The following is a 20,250-nucleotide window of genomic DNA, read 5'->3' on the forward strand; positions in this document are numbered from 1 at the left end:
GATCAGTCGGACGGGCCGGGCACACGTGACGAGCCGGGGCATCCACCGGGCCGCACGATGGGCCGCCGCTCCAGCACCTCGCGGGCGCGGGCGCGGGCGAGGTTCCAGCCGTTCCAGGGATCCGGCTTGGAGAGGTCGTTGACCGCCACCACGTCGCTCAGCACGCAGCTGCGGTCCGGCTCGGGCAGGCGGTCCAGGATCGGCACGGCCTCCGCCCCCAGCTCGCTCAGGTAGCCGTGGTCGAGCCGCTCCAGGCCCCTGACCGTGAGCTGGGTCTCGGCCACCCGCGCGTCGGGGTTCCACACCGCGAACGCCAGCAGCGACATCCCGGTGAGCAGCACGAGCGCGCGGAAGAACCAGGACGTGCCGCCGCCGGACAGGCGCACCGCTCCCGTCGCGAGCACCAGCACGAACACCGCGCCGAGCCACCAGATCGTCGCCTCCACCGAGGCCCGCAGCCGCGACAGGCCGTACGCGTCGGTGTAGAGGCCGAGCCGGTGCAGCGCCGAGGCGAGGATGACCAGCGTGAACGCGCACAGCAGGCCGAGCAGCACGGCGAGCAGCCAGCGGTCGGTCCGGTTCTCGCGGCGCAGCAGGGCGACCGCGGCCGCCACCACGCCGAGCACGAAGACGCTGACCGTGACGAGTTCGAAGAAGCCCGACCTCGCGTACTGCGCGTAGGTGAGCCCCGCCGTCGTCAGCACCCTCCGGCTCCCCCCGAACAACACCGTGATCTGCACGGTCACGAACGCCGCGAACAGCAGGTTCAGCCCGGCCAGCGGGATCACCCACACCTGGCGGCCGAGGGACATCCGCAGGTCGGGCGCGGCGGGCTCGGCCACCGGGCGCAGGCCCACCAGCACCGCCGCCCCGGCCAGCGCCGCGAACACGCCGAACACGAAGATCCGATATGGCAGGCTCTGCGCCCATTCCGGCGTCCGCAGCAGGTCGCTGAGGAAGGCCGAGAAGACGGCGTCGGCAGAGGAGAACAGCAGGCCGAAGACGGCCAGCAGGACGACGGTCACCGCGGCGCCGACCAGCGTGGGCAGCATCCGGCGGCGCCGCGCCAGGGTCCGGAGCGGCCCGGCCAGGAACCATGGCAGCGGCAGCACCGCGAACGCGACCGAGACCCCTCCCCTGATCACCGCGAGCCAGCCCCGCCCGCCGCCCGACAACGCGAGGGACCCGACTCCGAACGCGGCCAGCAGCATCGGCCCGACCAGCCAGTCGGCGTCGCGGAAGAGCGCCACGGAGACCAGCGCATACGCCAGGAGGCCGAAGGCCACCGTCCACGGCGTGATCCGGCCACGCCGGAGCGGCAGCACCGCCGCGAACGCCGCCGCGCCCATCGCGACCGCCGTCAGCACGAGGCCCAGCCCGGCCGGCGCGTACGGGAGGGCGACGGCGGCGACCAGGCCGGCCGCGGCGGCGGCCGGCAACAGCCACCGGGGCGCGTCCGGCAGCTCCGGCCGTGGGAACAGCGGCGGCGGCACGTACGCGGGGGGCGGCGGGTACCGCCCCGGCCCCTGCACGCCGGTCACGGACAGCTCCGGGGAGAGCGGCCGCTGCTCGGCCGGGGCGCCACCACCCGGGCCGCCACCACCTGCAGCGGGCACCGGGGGCGGCGGGGAGACGTCCATGCCCTGGGTGGCGGCCTCGGCGGAGCCCTGGGGCATGCGAGCGACCGGCGCGGGCGTCGGCCCGGGTGTCGGCCCAGGCATCGGCGCAGGCATCGGCCCAGGCATCGGCACGGAGGCGTGCCAGGGCGACGGCGGCGCGAACGCCGCCGCCGCTCGGTGGGCCGATGCCGCCGCGGCTCGCTGGGCCGATGCCGATCCGCGCATCACTCCCGCGACCGTGCCGACGGCGGTGAACAGCACCAGCGCTATGACGCCCGTGCCGAGGAAGACCGAGACGATCAGCCCGGTGAAGAATCCGGCGATCATGCCGACACCCGCCCCCAGCGCCACCCGCGCCAGGTGCCCGGCGCGATCGTAGGCGACGCCAGGGTTCGGCGCGAGCAGGTGCGGTGCGAGCAGGTGCGGTGCGAGCAGGTGCGGTGCGAGCGTCCGCGGGCCGGCGCCGCCGACCGGCGCGGCCGCGTACGGCTGGTCCGCTCCCGCATGGACGAGGTCCGGCCGCAGCGAGTCCTTCCGGTCCTCGCCGTCGTCGGCGGCGCCGGCGCCGTCCGAAGAGCGGCCGTGGTCCCCGATCTGGAGATCACCGCGCTCCGCGATCTCGGTCGGCCGCGACGGAGCCGGGACCTCGTGGAGGGCCTCCGATCTCTCCCCCTGGCGATCCTCTGGCCGCTCGCCACCGTCCGGGGTCCCGGGCGAGGACGGCCGCGCCCCCTCGTCCCCCGCGTCCTCGTCCCGCACGCCACCGTCCCGGGCGCCGTGCACGTGCTGCGCCGCGCCCCCGCCTGCCGGAGCGACCGCGTCACCGGTCTTCCCCGGCCCCCCGGCCGCGACGAGTGCGCCTTCGGTCAGGTCGGCACCGCCGTCCCCGGCTGAGCCCTTCCCGCCGGGCCGACCCGCAGTGCGGCCCGCATCCGCCTTCCTGACGTCCATGTCTCCCTTTCCTGCCTGGACGGGTCCGTCCGCGCTCTCCCCCGTCGCAGGCTCCCCGTGACGCGGAACCACGACGACCATCCGGCACCCCGGAGCCATCCCCCGGCCTCCCCCCGCGGGCCGTCTCGCGGCCGGGATCGGGTCGGTCACCGAGATCGATCCGCCGTGCAACTCGACGATCTCCTTGGCGATGGCCAGCCCGAGCCCGGCCCCGCCCGCGTCGGCGGCCCGTCCGGCGTCGAGCCGCGAGAAGCGCTCGAACACCCGGGCCCGCTCCGCCGGCGGAATGCCGGGGCCGTCGTCGGTCACGCTGATCTCCAGGTTCGGCCCGGCGGGCCGCGCCTCCACCCGGACCGTGCCGCCGGACGGGCTGTGCCGTACGGCGTTGTCGAGCAGGTTGGCCAGCACCTGGGCGAGCAGGGCCGCGTCGGCGGACAGCGCCGTCCCCCGCGCGACCGCGCTCACCACCGTGACGTCGTCACGCGCGAGAGCCGCCTCCGAGACGGCCTGGCGGCACAACGACGCCAGGTCCAGCTCCTCCGGCTCGATCAGCCGCGCCCCCGAGTCGAGCCGCGACAGGTCGAGGAGCTGGGCCACCAGGCGGCCGAGCCGCTGCGTCTGGGCGAGGGCCGTGCCCAGGGTGTCGAGGTCGGGCGGCGTGACGCCGTCCACGACGTTCTCCAGCACGGCCTGCAGTCCGGTGATCGGCGTGCGCAGCTCGTGGCTGACGTTGGCCACCAGCTCACGCCGTTGGCGATCGACCTCGGCGAGGTCGGCCGCCATGGCGTTGAAGGCCCGCGCCAGCTCCCCCACCTCGTCCCGGGACGTCGCGCTCACGCGCAGGCCATACCGGCCCTTGGCGATCGTCTGCGCGGCGGCGGCCATCTCGCGCAGCGGCCGGATCATGCCGCGGGCGAGGAGCTGCACCATGATCAGCGCGAGCACGACGGCGATCGCGATCCGCAGATCTCGGGACAGGCCGGAGTTGATGCCGACCTCGTTGACGACGAACGCCGCGACCACGGCGAGCACGATCACGATGCCGAGCTTGACCTTGATCCGGCCGAGGAAGTCGAGCGGCCTCAACGCCTGGCTCTCCCTAATGAAGCGTCATGAGCGGACGAGCGCGTATCCCACGCCGTGGACGGTGCGGACGACCTCCGGGCCGAGCTTGCGGCGCAGCGCGCGGACGTGGCTGTCCACGGTCCGGGTCGCGGCGGCCTCGGAGAAACCCCAGATGTCCGACAGCAGCCGTTCGCGCTCGAAGACCTGGCCGGGCCGCTCGGCGAGGCGCCGCAGCAGGTCGAACTCGGTCCGGGTGAGCTGGGCCTCTGCCCCGCGTACGAACACGCGGCGCTCGGCCGTGTTGATCTCGACGTCGCCGACCCGGATCACCGTGTCCTCATGGGCCAGCAGGCTGGCACGCTCCACCCGCCGCAGCAGCGCGTGGATCCTCGCGACGAGTTCCCGCATGCTGAACGGCTTGGTGATGTAGTCGTCGGCCCCCACGCCCAGCCCGACCAGCACATCCGTCTCCTCGCCGAGCGCGGTGAGCATGAGCACCGGCACCGGCCGGGCGGCCTGCATCCTGCGGCACACCTCGAGCCCGTCCAGGCCCGGCAGCAGCCGGTCGAGGACGACGACGTCGGGCTCCGCCTTCGCGTAGGCCGCCAGCGCCCCCTCGCCGTCGCTCGCGACGCGTACGTCGAAGCCCTCCGCCACGAGCCGGAGCCGTACGGCGTTCGCGATGGTGTCGTCGTCCTCGACCACCAGGACGCGACGTTGCTGAGGGGTAGCCATGGACGGAAGCGTAGATGCCCTCTGTGCAGAGCCGCCGTCCGGAAATGTGCAGATCCCGTGCATCGGAGAATGCCGGCCGCCCGCGCCGGCCGTGCCGGGGCTGCGGGCCGTGTCACCGCCCCCGTAAGCCGAATCCGCAGGTCAGGGGTTTCGCTCCCCGGTTACGGGTAGCCCCGATATGACCAGGAAGGAGGCGCTAATGGACCGCCAGTCAAGGCCGGAGACCATGCGGGAGAACGACGTGATCGATCTCCTGACACAGCAGCACGTTCGCATCCGGGAGCTGTTCGACGAGGTCGACAGGAGCCAGGGGGAGCAGCGCAAGGAGGCCTTCAGCCGCCTCGTCCGCCTGCTCGCCGTTCACGAGACGGCGGAGGAGGAGATCGTCCACCCCTACGCGCGGCGCAAGCTGGTCGGCGGCGACGCGATCGTGGACAACCGCCTCCAGGAGGAGGAAGAGGCCAAGGAGATGCTCAGCCGTCTCGACGACATGGACGTGACGACGGCGGAGTTCTCCCAGGAGCTGGAGAGGCTGCGAGCCGCCGTGTTCGCGCACGCCGCCGCCGAGGAGCGCTACGAGTTCTCCGAGCTCAAGGCGAGCACGTCCGAGGGCGAGCGCAAGGCGATGGCCGTGGGCGTCAAGGCAGCAGAGGCGATGGCTCCCACGCACCCGCACCCCGGGGTCGAGTCGGCGACGGCGAACATCCTGATGGGGACGCCGATCGCGATCATGGATCGCGCCCGCGACCTGATCCGCAAGGCGATGGGCAAGTCGGAGTCCGGCGAAGGCTGAGTCTCCGGACGGGCTCGTACGGGGTCGTAGCCGAGCCCGGCGAGGCCGGAGGCCGTACTGTGGACATCGGGAGCGCGGCGCCGCGGAGCCGGACGGGGACGATCACTCGTCTCCCGGGCACCGCGGCGCCGCGGCGCGGAAGAGCCGTCCACCCGCGTTCGCGGAACTCGGCCGGGACCTCGGACGTTCTCCCAGGCGACGCGGGACGACGCCCCGCGCGGGACCCGACACGAAAGGCCTGACGATGTCGCCACTGGGCAAGTACTACGTGGGCGCGGCGGTGGTGACCGTGCTGGTCTTCATCCTTCCGCTGCCGTCGCTCCTGGCCTGGCTGATCGCGATCGGCGCGCTGGGGGCGCCGATCGTCGCCTACTTCATGCTGGACGAGTCGCAGCGGGCGCGGCTGCGGCGCATCCGCCGCCGCCAGATCGGCGGCTGAGACCCCACAAAGACCGATGAAGGGACACGGCCGGGCCGCCCTCGCGGCGCCCGGCCGGTCCGCTTCGCTCAGGAAGCGGTGGCGATCCTCCTGCGAACCCGCTCGGTGACGTTCCGCTCCAGGACGAAGGACAGGAGCGGGATCGTGCCCGCGATGAGCACCAGCAGCAGGTAGCCGACCGGCCAGCGGGCCTTGATCAGGCCCAGGTTGATCGCGGCCACCAGATAGACCATGTACAGGAAGCCGTGGATCGGCCCGACGATCGCGACCATCGCGCCGTTGTCGAAACCGTACTTGACGACCATCGCGGCACACAGCACGAGCAGCATCACGCCGACGATGTACGCCATGACGCGGTAGAAGTTGAGCGCGGATTCCACGTCGATCATTACCTCTGCTGGGGAAACGGTCACCACACGATATCCGTGCCACCCGGTGGTCCCGGCCTCAGGGCCGCTCAGGCCTCCACGGGCGCGGCGGGCTCGGCCGGCTGCGGCTCCTCACGCTCCCGCTCCCCACGCCGGGCGTCGCGTACGAAGTGGAACCACATGTACACGGCGAACAGCGCGAAGATCCACCACTGGAGGGCGTAGGCCAGGTTGCGCCAGGTGAAGCCGCCGCCTTCGGTCGGCGGCGACACGGCCACCGGCGTCGCACGGGAGGGCGGCTCCTGCGCGGTCGCGACGACGAACCCGTCCCGCACCCGCGCGTCCGGCCACACGTTGATCAGCTCCGCCGTCGACACCGTCGCCACCTGGCCGCGTGGCAGGTTCCCGCTGCGCATCACGTCGTCGGTCTGCTCGGCCGGCCGCAGCCGCCCGGCCACGGTCACGGCGCCCTCGGGCACGGCCGCGGCGGGATCGGCCGCCGCGGGAACCCAGCCGCGTACGACGGGGACGACCGTGCCGTCCGCGAGCCGCAGCGGAGTGAGCAGCCAGAACCCGCTCCCCTGGGCCGCCCGGCCGCCGGGGGCGGCGACGTCGGCGACCCGGTCGGCCACCAGCAGCTGGTTCGCGGCGTCGTAGGTCCCCGTGGCGGTCACCCTGCGGCTGATCGCGTCACCGCTGACGTGCTGTCCCACCTGGGTCAGCTCGGTGACGGCCACGGGCGCGGGGTCGGGGGCCCGCCGTGGGGCGCCCGACGCCTCGAAGACGCCGAGTTGCCAGCGGCCGAGGAAGGTGAAGGACACGAGCACCCCGATGACCAGCAGGTGCAGGGCCACCAGCCGGGGAGCCAGGAGGGTGCGGAGCATGTATACAACGCTATCCGCCGCCCATACCGGTCCGGTATTCGCGCCGGTGTCAGGGCGGGGAGGAGCGGAGCTTCCGGCCGGTGCGGTGACGTCTCAACGACGACGCCAGGCACCCTGACCCCGCCGTACCACATCTTTCCCCGAGCCGTCGCCATGGAAGGTCAAAATCCGACAAATCACAGCCAGGGCGCACCATGTGTCGCTAGAGTCATGCTCATGTCCGACCCTCAGATCGACCCGGCCGGAAACACGCAGGCTTTCCGGGTGTTCGCGCAGCAGCAGGACGCGGAGGCCTCCAAGGAGCAGCCGTCCCGCCTGCCGATTTGGATCGCCGTCGGTGTGGCGCTCGTCGTGATCCTCGCCGTGGTGGCGTACCTCCTGGTTCGCTGACATACCTGTGCCAGCCGCCGACGACCGCGCCCGTCGGCGGCTTTGTCATGCCCGCTGACGCCTCGCCCCCGCTGACACGACATACAGTGACGGAGTGCTGCGAACGCCCGCACGACGGCCCCCGGGGGCACTCCCCTGCCGCTCGGGCCGTACGCGTCGGTCCCTGGACCCGGCCCACCCGCACGAATATATTGGACAAATCTTCCAATAGGACGGGGAGGACGCATGCCCAGTCCGGGCGTCACGATCATCGGTTCCGGGTTCGCCGGGCTGTGCATGGCCATCAAGCTCAAGGAAGCCGGCTATCACGACTTCGTGATCCTGGAGAAGGCCGGTGAGCTCGGCGGCACCTGGCGGGACAACACCTATCCCGGCTGTGCCTGCGACGTCCCGTCACCGATGTACTCCTTCTCGTTCGAGCTCAACCCCGGCTGGTCGCGGCTGTTCTCCCCGCAGGAGGAGATCTGGGACTACTTGCGGGCCTGCGCCCGCAAGTACGGCCTGGAGCCCCACCTGCGGTTCGGCAAGGAGGTCCGCGAGCTGGAGTACGACGACGAGCGGGCCCTGTGGCGGGTGTCGACCGGCGACGGGGAGACGTTCGAGACCCACGCCGTCGTGTCCGGCATCGGCGCCCTGCACGTGCCGTCGTTCCCCGACATCCCCGGCCGTGAGCGCTTCACCGGCGCGGCGTTCCACTCCGCCCAGTGGGACCACTCCGCCGACCTGAACGGCAGGCGCGTCGCGGTCGTCGGCACCGGCGCGTCGGCGGTCCAGTTCGTCCCGGTCGTCGCCGAGCAGGCGAGCCGGCTCACCGTCTTCCAGCGCACCCCTCCGTGGATCCAGCCGAAGCCGGACCTGCCGATCGGCGGGCGGCTGAAGCGGGCCATGGAGACGCCCGGCGCGGCCCGCCTGCTGCGCGACGCCGTCTACTGGCTGCTGGAGACCCGGGCCGTGGGCTTCACGATCGACCCACGGCTGATGAAGGTCCACCAGGCGATGGCCGAGCGGCACCTGGCCCGGCAGGTGCCCGACCCCGAACTGCGCGCGAAGCTGACGCCCGACTACACCATCGGCTGCAAGCGCATCCTGCAGTCCAACGACTACTATCCCACCCTGACCAGGGACAACGTCGAGCTGGTCACCGACAGGATCACCGAGATCAGGGAGCGGTCGGTCGTGGACGCGGCGGGGCGCGAGCACGAGGTCGACGTGATCGTGTACGGCACCGGCTTCCGAGTGGTCGACTCCCTCAACGAGCAGCGGATCGTCGGCAGGGACGGCGTCAAGATCCAGGACGCGTGGCGCGACGGCATCGAGGCCTACTACGGGATCACGACCGCGGGCTTCCCCAACCTGTTCTTCCTGCTCGGCCCCAACACCGGCCTCGGGCACACCTCGGTCGTCTTCATGATCGAGTCGCAGGTCCGGTACGTCTTGGACTGCCTGCGGCTGCTGTCCAGGACCAGGGCGAAGGCCCTGGACGTGCGGCCGTCGGCGCAGCGGGCCTACAACGACCGCCTGCAGCGGCGGCTCGACCGGCTGGTGTGGAGCGAGGGCGGCTGCACGAGCTGGTATCTGGACGAGCACGGCAAGAACCGCACGCTCTGGCCCGGCTTCACCTTCGAATACTGGGCGCGCACCCGGAAGGTGAAGCCGGAGGCCTACGAGCTCATCGGCTGAGCACCGGCCTTCACCGGTGTGAGCTGAGCACGAGGGCGCTGCCTCCCCCACGCCGGGCGGGCTCGGCGACCGCCTGCACGCGGCCGTTCCGGAGGAACTCCAGACCGGTCGCCGCGCCGATCTCCCCCGCCGGCGGCCCGGGGACGTCCGTCAGCGTGTGACCGAGCGCGGTCAGCTCCGCGCCGTACCGCTCGGTGAACGCGGGCTCGGCCTGGATGGCGGCGGTGTTGCGCTGCGAGGCGCGCGGCGCGGCCACGGCCTCCGGGAGCGACATGCCGAAGTCGAGCCGGTTCACCAGGATCTGCAGCACGGTCGTGATGATCGTCGCGCCGCCGGGCGAGCCGACGGCGAGCAGCGGCCTGCCGTCCTTGAGCACGATGGTGGGGGCCATGGACGACCTCGGGCGCTTGCCGGGAGCGGGCAGGTTGGGGTCGCCCGGCGCCGGGCCGAAGGTGAAGTCGGTCAGCTCGTTGTTGAGCAGGATGCCGCGGCCCGGCACCACGATCCCGCTGCCGCCGGTCTGCTCGATCGTGATGTTGTAGGCGGCCACGTCGCCCCACCGGTCGGTCACCACGAGGTGGGTGGTCTCGGGGCCCTCCTTCTTCTCCTCCGGGGCCGAGGCCGCCGGGGCGGCGGAGGCGCACGAGGAGTAGGAGCCGTCGGGCGACCCGGGCGCGGCGGGGTGCGGCATCGCCCGCGCGCCGATCAGGCAGGCACGCTCCTTGGCGAACCCGTCGGAGAGCAGCTGATCCAGTGGCACGTCCACGTACGCCGGGTCGCCGACGTAGGCGTTGCGGTCGGCGAAGGCGAGCCGGGACGCCTCCAGGTATTCGTGCAGGCCGACCTTCGGAAGGGCCTCCAGGATCTTCAGCGCCTCCCCGACGGTCGATCCGCCCGACGACGGGGGCGCCATGCCGTACACGTCGAGGCCCTTGTACGTGACCTTCGTGGGCGGCCGTTCGAGCGCCCGGTAGGCCGTGAGGTCGGACACCTCCATCAGCCCGGTCCTGACGTTCCTGGTGGCCCCCTGGCGCACCGGCGGCTTCTTCACCGTGGCGACGATCTCCCGGCCGAGCGCGCCGCCGTACAACCAGGCCGGGCCGCGAATGCCCAGCTCACGGTAGGTGCGCGCGAGGTCGGGATTGCGGAAGACCGATCCGACCGGCGGCGGCTGCCCGCCCGGCAGATAGAGCGAGGCGGTCGAGGTGAAGTCGGCGAACCGGTCGGCGTTCTGCTGCGTCTGGTCGTAGAACGTCTGGTCGACGACGAAGCCCTTCTCGGCGATCTCGATCGCGGGGCGCAGCGCCTGCCGCAGCGGCATCGTGCCGTATCTGCGCAGCGCCATGTCCCACTGCGCGACGCTGCCCGGGACGCCGACCGACAGCCCGCTGGTGACGGCCTCCGCGAACGGGATGCCCTCGAACGCCGTCGAGGTCATCGCCCGCGGGGCGGTCTCCCGCCCGTCGATCGTGGTCACCTTCCGCTTGCGGGCGTCGTAGTAGACCATGAAGCCGCCCCCGGCCAGCCCGGCCGAGTAGGGCTCGGTCACGCCCAGGGCCGCCGCGCCGGCCACCGCCGCGTCCATCGCGTTGCCGCCCTGGCGCAGCACCGAGAGCGCGGCCTTGCTCGCGTCCAGGTCCACGGTGGCGACGGCCCCGCCGTACCCCTCCGCGACCGGCCGCTTGACCTCCGCCGCGGATCCCGCCGGTGTGGCGTGGGCGGGCGGCGCGAGGAAGCCCGCGAACGTGACCAGTCCCAGCGACGCGACGACGACGCTCCGCATGCCCGCACCTCCACAGCAGACGACACTCCAGGATGACTCAGAAGAGTCAGATTCTGTGAGGGGTTGTCCGCATCTGGACGCCGGTGCGGGGGCTACTCCTTCCGGCGTACGGCGGACTGCCGCGCCGGGCGGATGCGGTGACCAGCGGCGATGGCCTAGCGTGCGGATGTGCGTTCCCGTTCCGCGATGTATCACCGCATCGATCCCGTTCTGCCGATCATCGTCGGGATCCTCCAGGTGTTCCTCACGATGGGCGCCCAGTACTGGCAGTTGCGGAATCCCGACCTCGGGCGGGCGCCGCTGACCTGGTGGGGCTACGCGCTGCTGCTGGTCGGGCCGCTCGCGCTCGCGCTGCGCCGTCGCGCGCCGGTGGCCGCTCTGGTCGTGACGCTCACCGCGACCTCGGTCTATCTCCTGCTCGACTTCTCGTACGGGCCGGTGTTCCTCAGCCAGATCATCGTGGTCTTCAACGCGGTGATGTCCGGGCACCGCCGCGCGGCGTGGCTGTCGTCGGGGGCGTTCTTCCTGTTCGTGATCGCCTACGCCACCTGGTTCATCCCCCACCGGGCGAGTCTCTTCCACCACACCGCCGTCGCGGCCTACCTGCTGCTCACGCTCACCGTCGCGGAGTTCTACCGGGTGCGCCGCGAGCGCCTCGCCGAACGCGAGCGGGTGGAGCGTGAGGAGGCCAGGCGGCAGGCGAGCGAGGAACGGCTCACCATGGCGCAGGAGCTGCACGACGTGCTCGCCCACAACATCTCGCTGATCCACGTCCAGGCGTCCACCGCCCTGCACATCCTGGACGACCATCCCGAGCAGGCCCGCACCGCGCTGACCACGATCAAGCAGGCGTCCAAGGACGTGCTGACCGAGATGCGCGGCGTGCTCAGCCTGCTCAGGGACGGCGCGCCGCGCTCCCCCACGGCCGGGATGGCCCACCTGGCCGACCTCGCCGAGCGCAGCGGGCTGCCGGTCACGCTGGAGGTCACCGGGCAGGCGCGCCCGCTGCCCGCCGGCATCGACCGGGCCGGCTACCGGATCGTGCAGGAGTCGCTGACCAACGTCTCGCGGCACGCGCCCGGCTCGCGGGTGACCGTACGCGTGGCGTACGCGCCGGAGGAGCTGACCGTGGCGGTCGCGGACGACGGCGCGGGAACGGCGCGGGCCGAGGCGGGCCTCGGCAGCGGCAACGGCATCCCCGGCATGCGCGAGCGGGCCGCGGCGCTCGGCGGGTCGCTGGCGGCGGGCCCCCGGCCCGGCGGCGGCTTCCGCGTCGAGGCCCGCCTCCCCCTGCCCCCGTCCGACGACCAGAAGGAGCCAAAGTGATACGCGTCCTGCTCGCCGACGACCAGGCACTGGTCCGGGCCGGGTTCCGGGCCCTGCTCGACGCGCAGGAGGGCATGACCGTCGTGGGCGAGGCCGGCGACGGTGAGCAGGCCGTCCTGCTCACCCGGGACCTGCGCCCCGACGTTGTGCTGATGGACATCCGCATGCCCGGCACCGACGGCCTGACGGCCACCCGCCGCATCGGCGACGATCCCGCCCTCGCCGACGTGAGGATCGTCATGCTCACCACGTTCGAGCTGGACGAGTACGTCTTCGAGGCCCTGCGCGGCGGCGCCAGCGGCTTCCTGGTCAAGGACACCGAGCCGGCCGAGCTGATCCAGGCCGTCCGGGTGGTGGCCTCCGGCGACGCCCTGCTGTCCCCCGGCGTGACGCGCAGGCTCATCGCCGAGTACGTCGCCCGCGCCAAGGAGCCCGGCATCGTGACCCGCCTCGACCCGCTCACCGAACGGGAGCGGGAGGTGCTCGCGCTCGTGGGCACCGGCATGACGAACGACGAGATCGCCGCCAGGCTCTACATGTCCCCGGCGACGGCCAAGACCCACGTGAGCCGCACCATGACCAAGCTCCACGCCCGCGACCGGGCCCAGCTCGTCGTGATCGCGTACGAGTCTGGCCTGGTCAAACCCGGCTGGCTCTGAGACGTCGTACGGCCAGGCCTGCCGCCGCGGACGGGCACGGCCTGATCGACGTGGTCGGCACCTCCAGCCGTCCTCTAGCCGGCGAGCGGCTCCTGGAGTTCGGTGACCCACCGGGCGGAGTCGTCAGGGCACTCCAGGTAGAGCTCCCTGGCGTACCCGGCGGAGCGGTGGCCGCCGTCGGCGATCCACCGGGCCAGCGTCTGCGCGGTCGGGAGGACGTCGTCCATCGATCCGCGGTGCACGACGGTGGCCGCCCGCTCGATCGCGGGCAGGTCCACGATCGCGAAGTCGTGACCGTTCCCGGGCGCGATCGCGACCGGCATCGCCACGTGCGCGAGGATCCCATCGCCGCCGGGGGCGTCCTCGTAGTAGGCGATCCCCGCCCCGACGGGGGTCACCCCGGCCTCGTCCAGCCTGCGGCACAGCTCATGGAACAGCGGGCCGACGACCGGGCCGATGTCCTCCGGCTCGTAGCTGCGCGCCACGCCGCTGAGTTCCGCCACCCGGACGGCGGGGATGCGCTTGACCACCACGTCTTCGGTGTTCATGTGTCCCTCACTCTCGATCGTCCGGAGCCTCGCCTCGACCTGGGCCAGCCGGGCCGCCGCGGCGGCCATCGCCGCCTCCAGCTCCGCCTGCCGCAGCCGAAGCATCCCGCGTAGTTCCTCGGCGCTCACCTGCTCGTCCAGGACCTCCCGCACCTGTCTGAGGGTGAAGCCCAGGTCCTTGAGCGCGGCGATCCGGTTGAGGCGGGCAAGCTGGCCCGCCTCGTAGAAGCGGTAGCCGCTCGCGGGATCGACGTGGGCCGGGCGGAGCAGCCCGATCGCGTCATAGTGGCGCAGCATGCGGACCGACACGCGGCCGTGCCTGGCGAAGTCTCCGATTGTGAACATGGTGTGCCGATTCCAGCGCCTCACACGGTGTCAGGGTCAAGCGCCGCGTCTCCGGCCGAAGGCGGCGGGACGGCGGCCATGGCGGCGTTCCGTCGCGAAAAAAGTAGTTGAGCTTCCAGTGACTGGAAGGTCGAGGCTGTAGATGTGAACGACCGCACGGAGCCCCGCCGCACGGATTCGGCCGCCGCCCGCCGGGACACCGGTGAGAGGGACGATCTCGGGCCGCTCACGATCGGACGGCTCGCGCGGCTGACCGGCGTGCCGGCCCGCACCATCCGGTTCTGGTCCGACATCGGGGTCATCCCGCCGGCCGGCCGGTCGGCGGGCGGCTACCGGCTGTACGACGCCGAGGCCGTGGCCCGGCTGCACCTCGTGCGTACGCTGCGCGACCTGGGGCTCGACCTCGCCACCGTGGAGCGGGTCGTGACCAGGCAGGCGGGCCTCGCGGAGGTCGCCCGGGCGCACGTCGCCGCGCTGGACGCGGAGATCGGCATCCTACGGGCGCGGCGGGCCGTCATGCGGTCGATCGCGGAACGCGACGGCACCATCGAGGAGATGAGACTCATGCACGAACTGGCACGGCTGTCGGCACGGGAGCGGCAGCGCATCATCGACGAGTTCGTCGACGAGGTGTTCGCCGGCACCGACCCCGACGCGCCCGGCGCGGGCATCGCCCAGAGCATGCGCCGCCTGCCCGAAGCGCTGCCGGACGAAGCCACCACCGAACAGGTGGAGGCCTGGATCGAGCTCGCAGGGCTGGTCTCCGACCCCGGCTTCCGGGAGCGGGTGCGCAAGATGGCGACCGGCCCGGCCGACCTCGGGACGCCGGTGCCGTACGACTCGCAGGCGGTCCTGGACGAGGCCGGGCGAGCCCTCGACCAGGGCATCGCCCCGGAGTCGGCGGAGGGCGGGCGGATCGTGGACCGGCTGGTAGGTCCCGGCGTGCCCGCCGCCGAGCGCGCACAGCTCGCGGAGACGCTGGAGCGGTTCACCGACCGCAGGGTGGAGCGATACTGGCAACTGCTCGGCGTGCTCAACGACACGCCGCCGTTTCCGTCCGGGGTTCCCGCCTACGAGTGGTTCATCGCGGCGCTGCGTGCCGCACGCTGAGCCGGTGGATGAAGGCCATCAGGATCAGGGCGAGGCGTGGTGCGCCGCCCCTCGCCCTTCCATGTGAATGCTCCGGGGTGGCAGGTCCAGCGGTTCCGGCAGCCGCAGCGGCCCACGACCCGGGGTGATCGTGCCGAGCACCCGTGAACCTGCCGCGCCGGTGCATGCGGGCACCGTGCCGGGCAGGCCGTGCGCGGTCAGCCAGCCGAGATAGGAGAACGCCACGGCCTCCTTGGCGTCCGAGGGCACGCCGAGGTCGTCGCTCGGCAACAGCCGCACGCCTCCGGCCCGCTCGCGGAGCGCGCCCATCAGGGCCGGGTTGCGCACGCCGCCGCCGGAGACGACCACCGTGCCGAGCCGGTGCCGCCGGATCTCGGCCGCGGCCGTCTCGGCGGTGAGCGCCGCGAGCGTCGCCACCAGGTCGGGCAGGCCCAGCGCGTACGGCCCGGCGACCCGGTCCAGGTAGCCCGCGTGGAACAGCTCCTTGCCCGTCGTCTTCGGCGGCGGCCGGTGATAGTACGGCTCGGCGAGCAACTCGGTCAGCAGGCCCTCGTGGACCTTCCCCGCCGCGGCCAGCCTGCCGTCCTCGTCGTACGGCAGGCCGGTGGCGGCGCGTACGGCCGCGTCCATCAGCGCCGAGGCCGGGCCGGTGTCGTAGGCGAGCGGAGGCTCGCACACGGTGAGGTTGGCGATGCCGCCGAGGTTCAGCGCGCCGGTCCGCCCCGCCGAAGCGGGCAGCCCGGACAGCAGCGGCAGGTCGAAGGCGGACACGAGCGGCGCGCCCTGCCCGCCTGCGGCCACGTCGCGCACCCGCAGGTCAGCCACGACCGGCACACCGAGCCGTTCGGCGATCCAGGCGGGCTGCCCGAGCTGGAGCGTCCCGCGCACGCCCCCGTCCTCCACCCAGTGGTACATCGTCTGCCCGTGCGAGCAGACGAGGTCGGCGGCCGGGCAGGCCGCCGCCGCCTCGGCGAACGCCCGGCCGACGAGCGTGTCGAGATGGCAGACCTCGCCCATGTCCGTACGGCCCGGCGGCAGCGCGGCGACGATCGCGGCCCGCAGGTCGGGCGGGTACGGCACCGTGCCGGTGTGCTCCACGACCCCGGTGAGCCGGTCGCCGTCGCGCGACCAGTGGACGAGCGCGCAGTCGATCCCGTCGTGGGAGGTTCCCGACATCAGCCCGAGTACGCGCACGCCTGCCTCGCAAGGAATCTTCAGCCGGCTCTCGGCGGGAGGCCGACGAGCTTGGTGAGGAAACGGTCGATCTGCTCCTCGGCGGGCGGCCAGGGCAGGTCGGGCTCGTTGATCCGCTGCGACAGCATGCCGTTCACCGCCGTACGCAGGTCGATCGCGACCGTGGCCGCGTCGTCGCGCGGGGCGACCCCGGCGTCCATGCAGCGCTGGACCGCCTCCGTGGTCCGGGCGACCAGCACCTCCTTGAACGGCATGCCGAGCCGGCGGTGGACCGCGCTCTCGTGCAGCACCTTGTAAAGGCCCGGATGCTCGTGCGCCCAGGAGGCCTGCGCGAGGATGCGCGCCCGCAGCCGCGCCGCGGGATCCTCGTGCGCCGCGTCCGCCTCGTCACCGGTCCGCACCAGTTCCTCGTGGCAGCGCCGCAGAACCGCGAGCACGAGCGCGTCGCGGTCGGGGAAGTGCAGGTAGACCGAGGTGGCCGCGATCGACACCTCGCGCGCCACGGCCCGCAGCGACAGCGCCTCGTCGTCGGCGAGGTCGTCGAGCATGCGCAAGGCCGCCGCGACGATCTCCTCGCGCAGCCGCTCGCCCTGCCCCCGCGCGTTCGGACGACGGCGGGCGGCGGGAGTCGGGGGCGTGATGGCTTCCATGACCGGCCCATTGTACGAGGACGATCCTCACGCTACAGTCGTAGCGCTACACACGTTTACCAAAGGAGAGATTCCTGTGACCGTCCACGCTTCGACGGACTTCGACACGATCAACGAGATGGACCCGGTGTTCGCCCAGATGGCGGCCGCCAGCGTCGGGCACTGCTGGGCGGTGCCCGAGCTGACCGACCGCGAGAAGGTGTTCCTGGCCCTGGTGGCGGACGTCTGCCAGCCGGCCCTCGGGTTCCCGTTCGAGATGCACGTCCGCGCGGGCCTGCGGCGCGGCGTGTCCACCGCGGACATGCGGGCGCTGCTGCGCCTGATCTCCTACGACAGCGGGTACGTCGCCGCGCTGGCCGCGCTGGAGCGGCTCGCCGAGATCGAGGCAGCGGCCGGGCTGCCCCGCCCGGACGCGGAACCACTGCCCCGGGAACTGCTGGAGACCGGTCCCGGCGCGGCGCCGACCCCGCTGCCCGCGCCGGTGCGGGCCGAGCTGACCGAGCTCGACCCGTACTTCCTGGAGTACTTCGACCTTCAGTCGCGGATGCGGGGCGTCCAGGGGCCGGGCACGTTGAGCGTCCGCGAGCGGGCGTTCATGACGATGAGCATCGACGTGCACTACCAGACGCTGGACGAGACGTTCCGCATCCACGTGGGCCGCGCCCTCGGGGCCGGCGCGACGCACGACGACGTGCGGGCCGTGCTGCGCTTCAACGCGCAGTTCGGGGCGACGCGGGCGTGGCAGGCATGGAAGGCGCTCAACGCCTGCCTCGCCGAACTCAGCCCCGCCCGCTGACGCCCCGCGCCGCGGCAGCCACGGCCCGCACCGCCTGACCGTGCGGACCGTTCGGCGGACCGGCGGGCGGACAGGCAGGGCGGGCGGGGACCGGCCGGACGGGACGCCGGTGCGCTACGGCGTCCCGCTCCGGCCGGAGGACTACTCGGTCCTGCTCTCAGTGGACCCTGCTAATGGACCCTGCGTTCTTGGCTCGGCTCGCTCTGCCGGGACGCGCGGTCGACGGCCGTGACGTGGTAGCGGTGACCGGGCGCGCCGTCGGGGTCGACCCAGCGGAGATGCCGGTCCCCCGGGACGACCGCGACCAGATGCGCCGCGTCGGCGAAGTCCTGCGGCCGGGCGGGCCGGTCGAACCGGAAGACGGCGAACTGGAACGGGGCGCGGGGTCCGGTGGCCTCGACGTGCAGTTCCACGCCTCCGCTCACGCGGCGGGCGGAGGCGAGCACGGGACGGCGGGGCGGCTCGCCGCCCGCGAGCCTGGGCAGCAGCGGCGCGAGCGCCGGACGCGTGTAGTGCCCGCTCACGACCGCGCCGATCGACCCGAGCCGGTCGTCGCGGACGTCGGCCGCGTTGTACCAGATGTCCCCGCCGACCTCCGGATGGTCGCGGTTGAGCGTCAGGTGCCGGGCCAGCTCGTCCGGCTGGAACCACTCGGCGGGCTGCCCGGCCGTCCCCGCCTTGTACGCCGCCTGGCCGATCCACAGCTGCACGCCGGTGCCCGCGGCCACGCCGGACCACCAGGGGACGAGCTTGGCGTAGTCGGCGTTCGACTGGCCGATGTACCAGTAGAGCTGCGGCGCGACGTAGTCGAGCCAGCCCTTCTTGACCCACCCGCGGGTGTCGGCGTGCAGGTTGTCGTACGACTGGCTGCCGCTGGTGTCGGAGCCGAGAGGGTCGGTGGCCTTGTTGCGCCAGATGCCCGACGGGCCGATGCCCCAGATCACCTCCGGCTTGGCCCGGCGTACGCGCTGCTGCATCTCCCGCACGAGCAGGTCGACGTTGTTGCGCCGCCAGGCGGCCAGGTCGGGGAAGCCCGCGCCGTACGCGGCGTAGGCGGCGCTGTCGTCGAACGCCGTGGTGTTGACCGGGTAGAAGTAGTCGTCGAAGTGCACGCCGTCGATGTCGTAGCGGGTGACCGCGTCCATCATCGCGTCCTGCACGAACGCGCGGACCTCCGGGATTCCGGGGTTGTAGTAGAGCTTCCCGCCGTACGAGACGATCCAGTCGGGGTGTTTGCGGCCGGGGTGGTCGGGGTGCAGCTTGGCCGGATCCGCCTGCATGGACACCCGGTAGGGGTTGAACCAGCCGTGGAAGGCGAGGCCACGCTCGTGAGCCGCCTCGACCGCGAAGCGGAGCGGGTCGTAGCCCGGGTCCCGCCCCTGGACGCCGGTGAGGTACTCCGACCACGGCTCGTACGGCGACGGCCAGAAGGCGTCGGCGGTCGGCCTGATCTGCACGAACACGGAGTTGAGCCGGCGCGCCACGGCCAGGTCGAGCCAGGCCGTGAACTCGGCCTGCTGCTGCTCGGGGGTCAGCCCGGGCTTGGAGGGCCAGTTGATGTTGACGACCGAGGCGATCCACATGCCGCGCATCTGGCGCAACGGCGGGACGTACCCATCGGAGGAGGCGGCGGAGGCGGAGAAGGCGGAAGCGGGGGATGCGAGGGCCGGCAACGGGACTGCCGACGCCGCGGCGGCGAGGGCCAGGCCGCGCAGCACGGCACGCCGGGAGGGGGAGCTCAATCGGACCTCCGAAGGCCGGGGGGATGCAGCGATCACGACACTGGCAGAAACTTACTTTCAGATCAATGCGGATAAAAGAAAGTGTCATCGACGTGTAATCTGCCCCAAGAGGTTCTCGTGGGAGACGGCGCCGGGCATCCAGGTCACGCCGTACATGTCTCGACATGTGGACTTCTGGTCCCGTTGTCCCGCCACCGGCGGGCGCGTGGATCTAAGCTGATCGCGCACAGGAGAGGCTGCACGTCATGAACGAGAACGAGGGCGCCGCACCGGTCAACCCGATCGCGACGGTGCGTGCGGTGCTGCCCTCGCTCACCCCCGCCGCCCAGACCATCGCGCGCCTCATCCTCGACGATCCCGCGATGGTGGCCCGCAGCACCATCACGGAGGTCAGCGCGGTCTCGGGGATCAGCGAGGCGACGATCGTGCGGACCGCACGGGCACTGGGCTTCGCCGGCTACTCGCAGCTGCGGTTCGCGCTGGCGGCGGCCGTGGCCAGGGACACCCCCGAGCGGCTCGTGCCCGGCGACCTCGCCCCCGACGACCCCCTGACCGACGTGATCGCCAAGGTCACGCGGGCCGAGTCGCAGGCGCTCGCCGACACGGCGGCCCAGCTCAACCCCGACGGGCTCGGCTCGGTCGTGGACGCCGTGGCCGGCGCCCGCCGCGTGGACGTGTACGGCGTGGGCGCCTCCGGCCTCGTCGCGGCCGACATGGCGCAGAAGCTGATGCGGATCGGGCTGCCCGGCCACTACTTCACCGACGCGCACCTCGCGCTCACCAGCGCCGCGCTGCTGCGCGAGGGAGACGTGGCCGTCGGAGTGAGCTGCACCGGCGAGACGCCCGACGTGCTCGGGCCGATGCGGGTCGCCCGCAAGGCCGGCGCGACGGTCGTGGCGATCACCAACAACCCGCGCTCGTCGCTGGCCGGGCTCGCCGACCACGTCCTGATCTCCGCCGGGCGCGAGACGGCGTTCCGGCCGGGCGCGCTGGCCAGCCGGATCAGCCAGTTGCTCATCGTCGACTGCGTCTTCGTCGGCGTCGCGCAGCGCACCTTCGACGCCTCCGACGCCGCCTTACGCGCGACCCGCGACGCGCTCGACGACTACCTCGACGGCCACCGCCGCGCCCGCTCGGCCTGAGCCTCCCCCTTCACGCGGCCCGCCGGCACCG

Annotated in this window: 18 protein-coding genes; 9 read left to right on the top strand and 9 right to left on the bottom strand. The window is 72.7% G+C overall.

The window, feature by feature from the left end:
- Positions 1–2: 2 nt before the first annotated feature.
- Together ACQEVJ_RS36350 and ACQEVJ_RS36355 are read right to left on the bottom strand one after the other, a co-directional pair.
- Positions 3–3,656, bottom strand: coding sequence for a DUF4153 domain-containing protein (locus tag ACQEVJ_RS36350; RefSeq protein WP_433109107.1), 3,654 nt, complete (start codon positions 3,654–3,656; stop codon positions 3–5).
- A gap of 24 nt (positions 3,657–3,680) precedes the next feature.
- The gene (locus ACQEVJ_RS36355) at positions 3,681–4,370 is read right to left on the bottom strand and encodes a response regulator transcription factor (protein ID WP_079319272.1); all 690 of its coding nucleotides are present in this window, start codon (positions 4,368–4,370) and stop codon (positions 3,681–3,683) included.
- 199 nt (positions 4,371–4,569) lie between these two features.
- Between ACQEVJ_RS36355 and ACQEVJ_RS36360 the strand changes: the two genes are divergently transcribed.
- Positions 4,570–5,163, top strand: a complete 594-nt coding sequence (locus tag ACQEVJ_RS36360; protein WP_433109109.1) for a hemerythrin domain-containing protein — start codon at positions 4,570–4,572, stop codon at positions 5,161–5,163.
- 244 nt (positions 5,164–5,407) lie between these two features.
- On the top strand, positions 5,408–5,602 hold the full coding sequence (locus ACQEVJ_RS36365; RefSeq protein WP_433109111.1) for a hypothetical protein: 195 nt from the start codon (positions 5,408–5,410) through the stop codon (positions 5,600–5,602).
- 68 nt (positions 5,603–5,670) lie between these two features.
- On the opposite strand, the gene ACQEVJ_RS36370 is transcribed toward ACQEVJ_RS36365, so the two are convergent.
- Both ACQEVJ_RS36370 and ACQEVJ_RS36375 read right to left on the bottom strand, forming a co-directional pair.
- Positions 5,671–5,991, bottom strand: coding sequence for a DUF3817 domain-containing protein (locus ACQEVJ_RS36370; RefSeq protein WP_433109113.1), 321 nt, complete (start codon positions 5,989–5,991; stop codon positions 5,671–5,673).
- 68 nt (positions 5,992–6,059) lie between these two features.
- Entirely contained in the window at positions 6,060–6,854 is a 795-nt protein-coding gene (locus ACQEVJ_RS36375) for an SURF1 family protein (protein ID WP_433109115.1), read from the bottom strand.
- 216 nt (positions 6,855–7,070) lie between these two features.
- On the opposite strand from ACQEVJ_RS36375, the gene ACQEVJ_RS36380 reads away from it, so the two are divergent.
- Positions 7,071–7,244, top strand: a complete 174-nt coding sequence (locus tag ACQEVJ_RS36380) for a hypothetical protein (protein ID WP_433109118.1) — start codon at positions 7,071–7,073, stop codon at positions 7,242–7,244.
- Between the two features lie 225 nt (positions 7,245–7,469).
- Entirely contained in the window at positions 7,470–8,924 is a 1,455-nt protein-coding gene (locus tag ACQEVJ_RS36385) for a flavin-containing monooxygenase (RefSeq protein ID WP_433109120.1), read from the top strand.
- A gap of 10 nt (positions 8,925–8,934) precedes the next feature.
- Here the strand turns inward: ACQEVJ_RS36385 and ggt are convergent, their stop codons facing one another.
- Positions 8,935–10,707 carry a gamma-glutamyltransferase gene (gene ggt / locus ACQEVJ_RS36390; RefSeq protein WP_433109122.1) on the bottom strand — a complete coding sequence of 591 codons (1,773 nt, stop codon included), beginning with the start codon at positions 10,705–10,707 and terminating at the stop codon, positions 8,935–8,937.
- A 168-nt stretch (positions 10,708–10,875) separates the two neighbouring features.
- Between ggt and ACQEVJ_RS36395 the strand changes: the two genes are divergently transcribed.
- Both ACQEVJ_RS36395 and ACQEVJ_RS36400 read left to right on the top strand, forming a co-directional pair.
- Positions 10,876–12,033 carry a histidine kinase gene (locus tag ACQEVJ_RS36395; protein WP_433109124.1) on the top strand — a complete coding sequence of 386 codons (1,158 nt, stop codon included), beginning with the start codon at positions 10,876–10,878 and terminating at the stop codon, positions 12,031–12,033.
- Entirely contained in the window at positions 12,030–12,692 is a 663-nt protein-coding gene (locus tag ACQEVJ_RS36400; protein WP_433109126.1) for a response regulator transcription factor, read from the top strand. The genes ACQEVJ_RS36395 and ACQEVJ_RS36400 overlap by 4 nt, the downstream gene beginning before the upstream one ends.
- Before the next feature lie 74 nt (positions 12,693–12,766).
- Here ACQEVJ_RS36400 and ACQEVJ_RS36405 read toward each other — a convergent pair whose 3' ends face one another.
- Positions 12,767–13,585 carry a MerR family transcriptional regulator gene (locus ACQEVJ_RS36405; protein WP_433109128.1) on the bottom strand — a complete coding sequence of 273 codons (819 nt, stop codon included), beginning with the start codon at positions 13,583–13,585 and terminating at the stop codon, positions 12,767–12,769.
- Between the two features lie 144 nt (positions 13,586–13,729).
- On the opposite strand from ACQEVJ_RS36405, the gene ACQEVJ_RS36410 reads away from it, so the two are divergent.
- Positions 13,730–14,695: a MerR family transcriptional regulator gene (locus ACQEVJ_RS36410; protein ID WP_433109130.1), complete on the top strand. Its 966-nt coding sequence runs from the start codon at positions 13,730–13,732 to the stop codon at positions 14,693–14,695.
- Positions 14,696–14,719: 24 nt separating this feature from the next.
- Here ACQEVJ_RS36410 and ACQEVJ_RS36415 read toward each other — a convergent pair whose 3' ends face one another.
- Both ACQEVJ_RS36415 and ACQEVJ_RS36420 read right to left on the bottom strand, forming a co-directional pair.
- Entirely contained in the window at positions 14,720–15,871 is a 1,152-nt protein-coding gene (locus ACQEVJ_RS36415; protein WP_433109132.1) for an anhydro-N-acetylmuramic acid kinase, read from the bottom strand.
- A 38-nt stretch (positions 15,872–15,909) separates the two neighbouring features.
- Positions 15,910–16,539: a TetR/AcrR family transcriptional regulator gene (locus tag ACQEVJ_RS36420; RefSeq protein ID WP_433109134.1), complete on the bottom strand. Its 630-nt coding sequence runs from the start codon at positions 16,537–16,539 to the stop codon at positions 15,910–15,912.
- 76 nt (positions 16,540–16,615) lie between these two features.
- Between ACQEVJ_RS36420 and ACQEVJ_RS36425 the strand changes: the two genes are divergently transcribed.
- Positions 16,616–17,335, top strand: coding sequence for a carboxymuconolactone decarboxylase family protein (locus ACQEVJ_RS36425; RefSeq protein WP_433109136.1), 720 nt, complete (start codon positions 16,616–16,618; stop codon positions 17,333–17,335).
- A gap of 170 nt (positions 17,336–17,505) precedes the next feature.
- On the opposite strand, the gene ACQEVJ_RS36430 is transcribed toward ACQEVJ_RS36425, so the two are convergent.
- On the bottom strand, positions 17,506–19,077 hold the full coding sequence (locus tag ACQEVJ_RS36430; protein ID WP_433109138.1) for a glycoside hydrolase family 10 protein: 1,572 nt from the start codon (positions 19,075–19,077) through the stop codon (positions 17,506–17,508).
- Positions 19,078–19,322: 245 nt separating this feature from the next.
- On the opposite strand from ACQEVJ_RS36430, the gene ACQEVJ_RS36435 reads away from it, so the two are divergent.
- A complete protein-coding gene (locus tag ACQEVJ_RS36435) occupies positions 19,323–20,219 on the top strand; it encodes a MurR/RpiR family transcriptional regulator (protein ID WP_433109141.1) in 897 nt (298 codons plus the stop codon).
- The last annotated feature ends 31 nt before the right edge of the window (positions 20,220–20,250 follow it).

The sequence above is a fragment of the Microbispora sp. CA-102843 genome (assembly GCF_050936215.1).
GTDB lineage: Bacteria > Actinomycetota > Actinomycetes > Streptosporangiales > Streptosporangiaceae > Microbispora.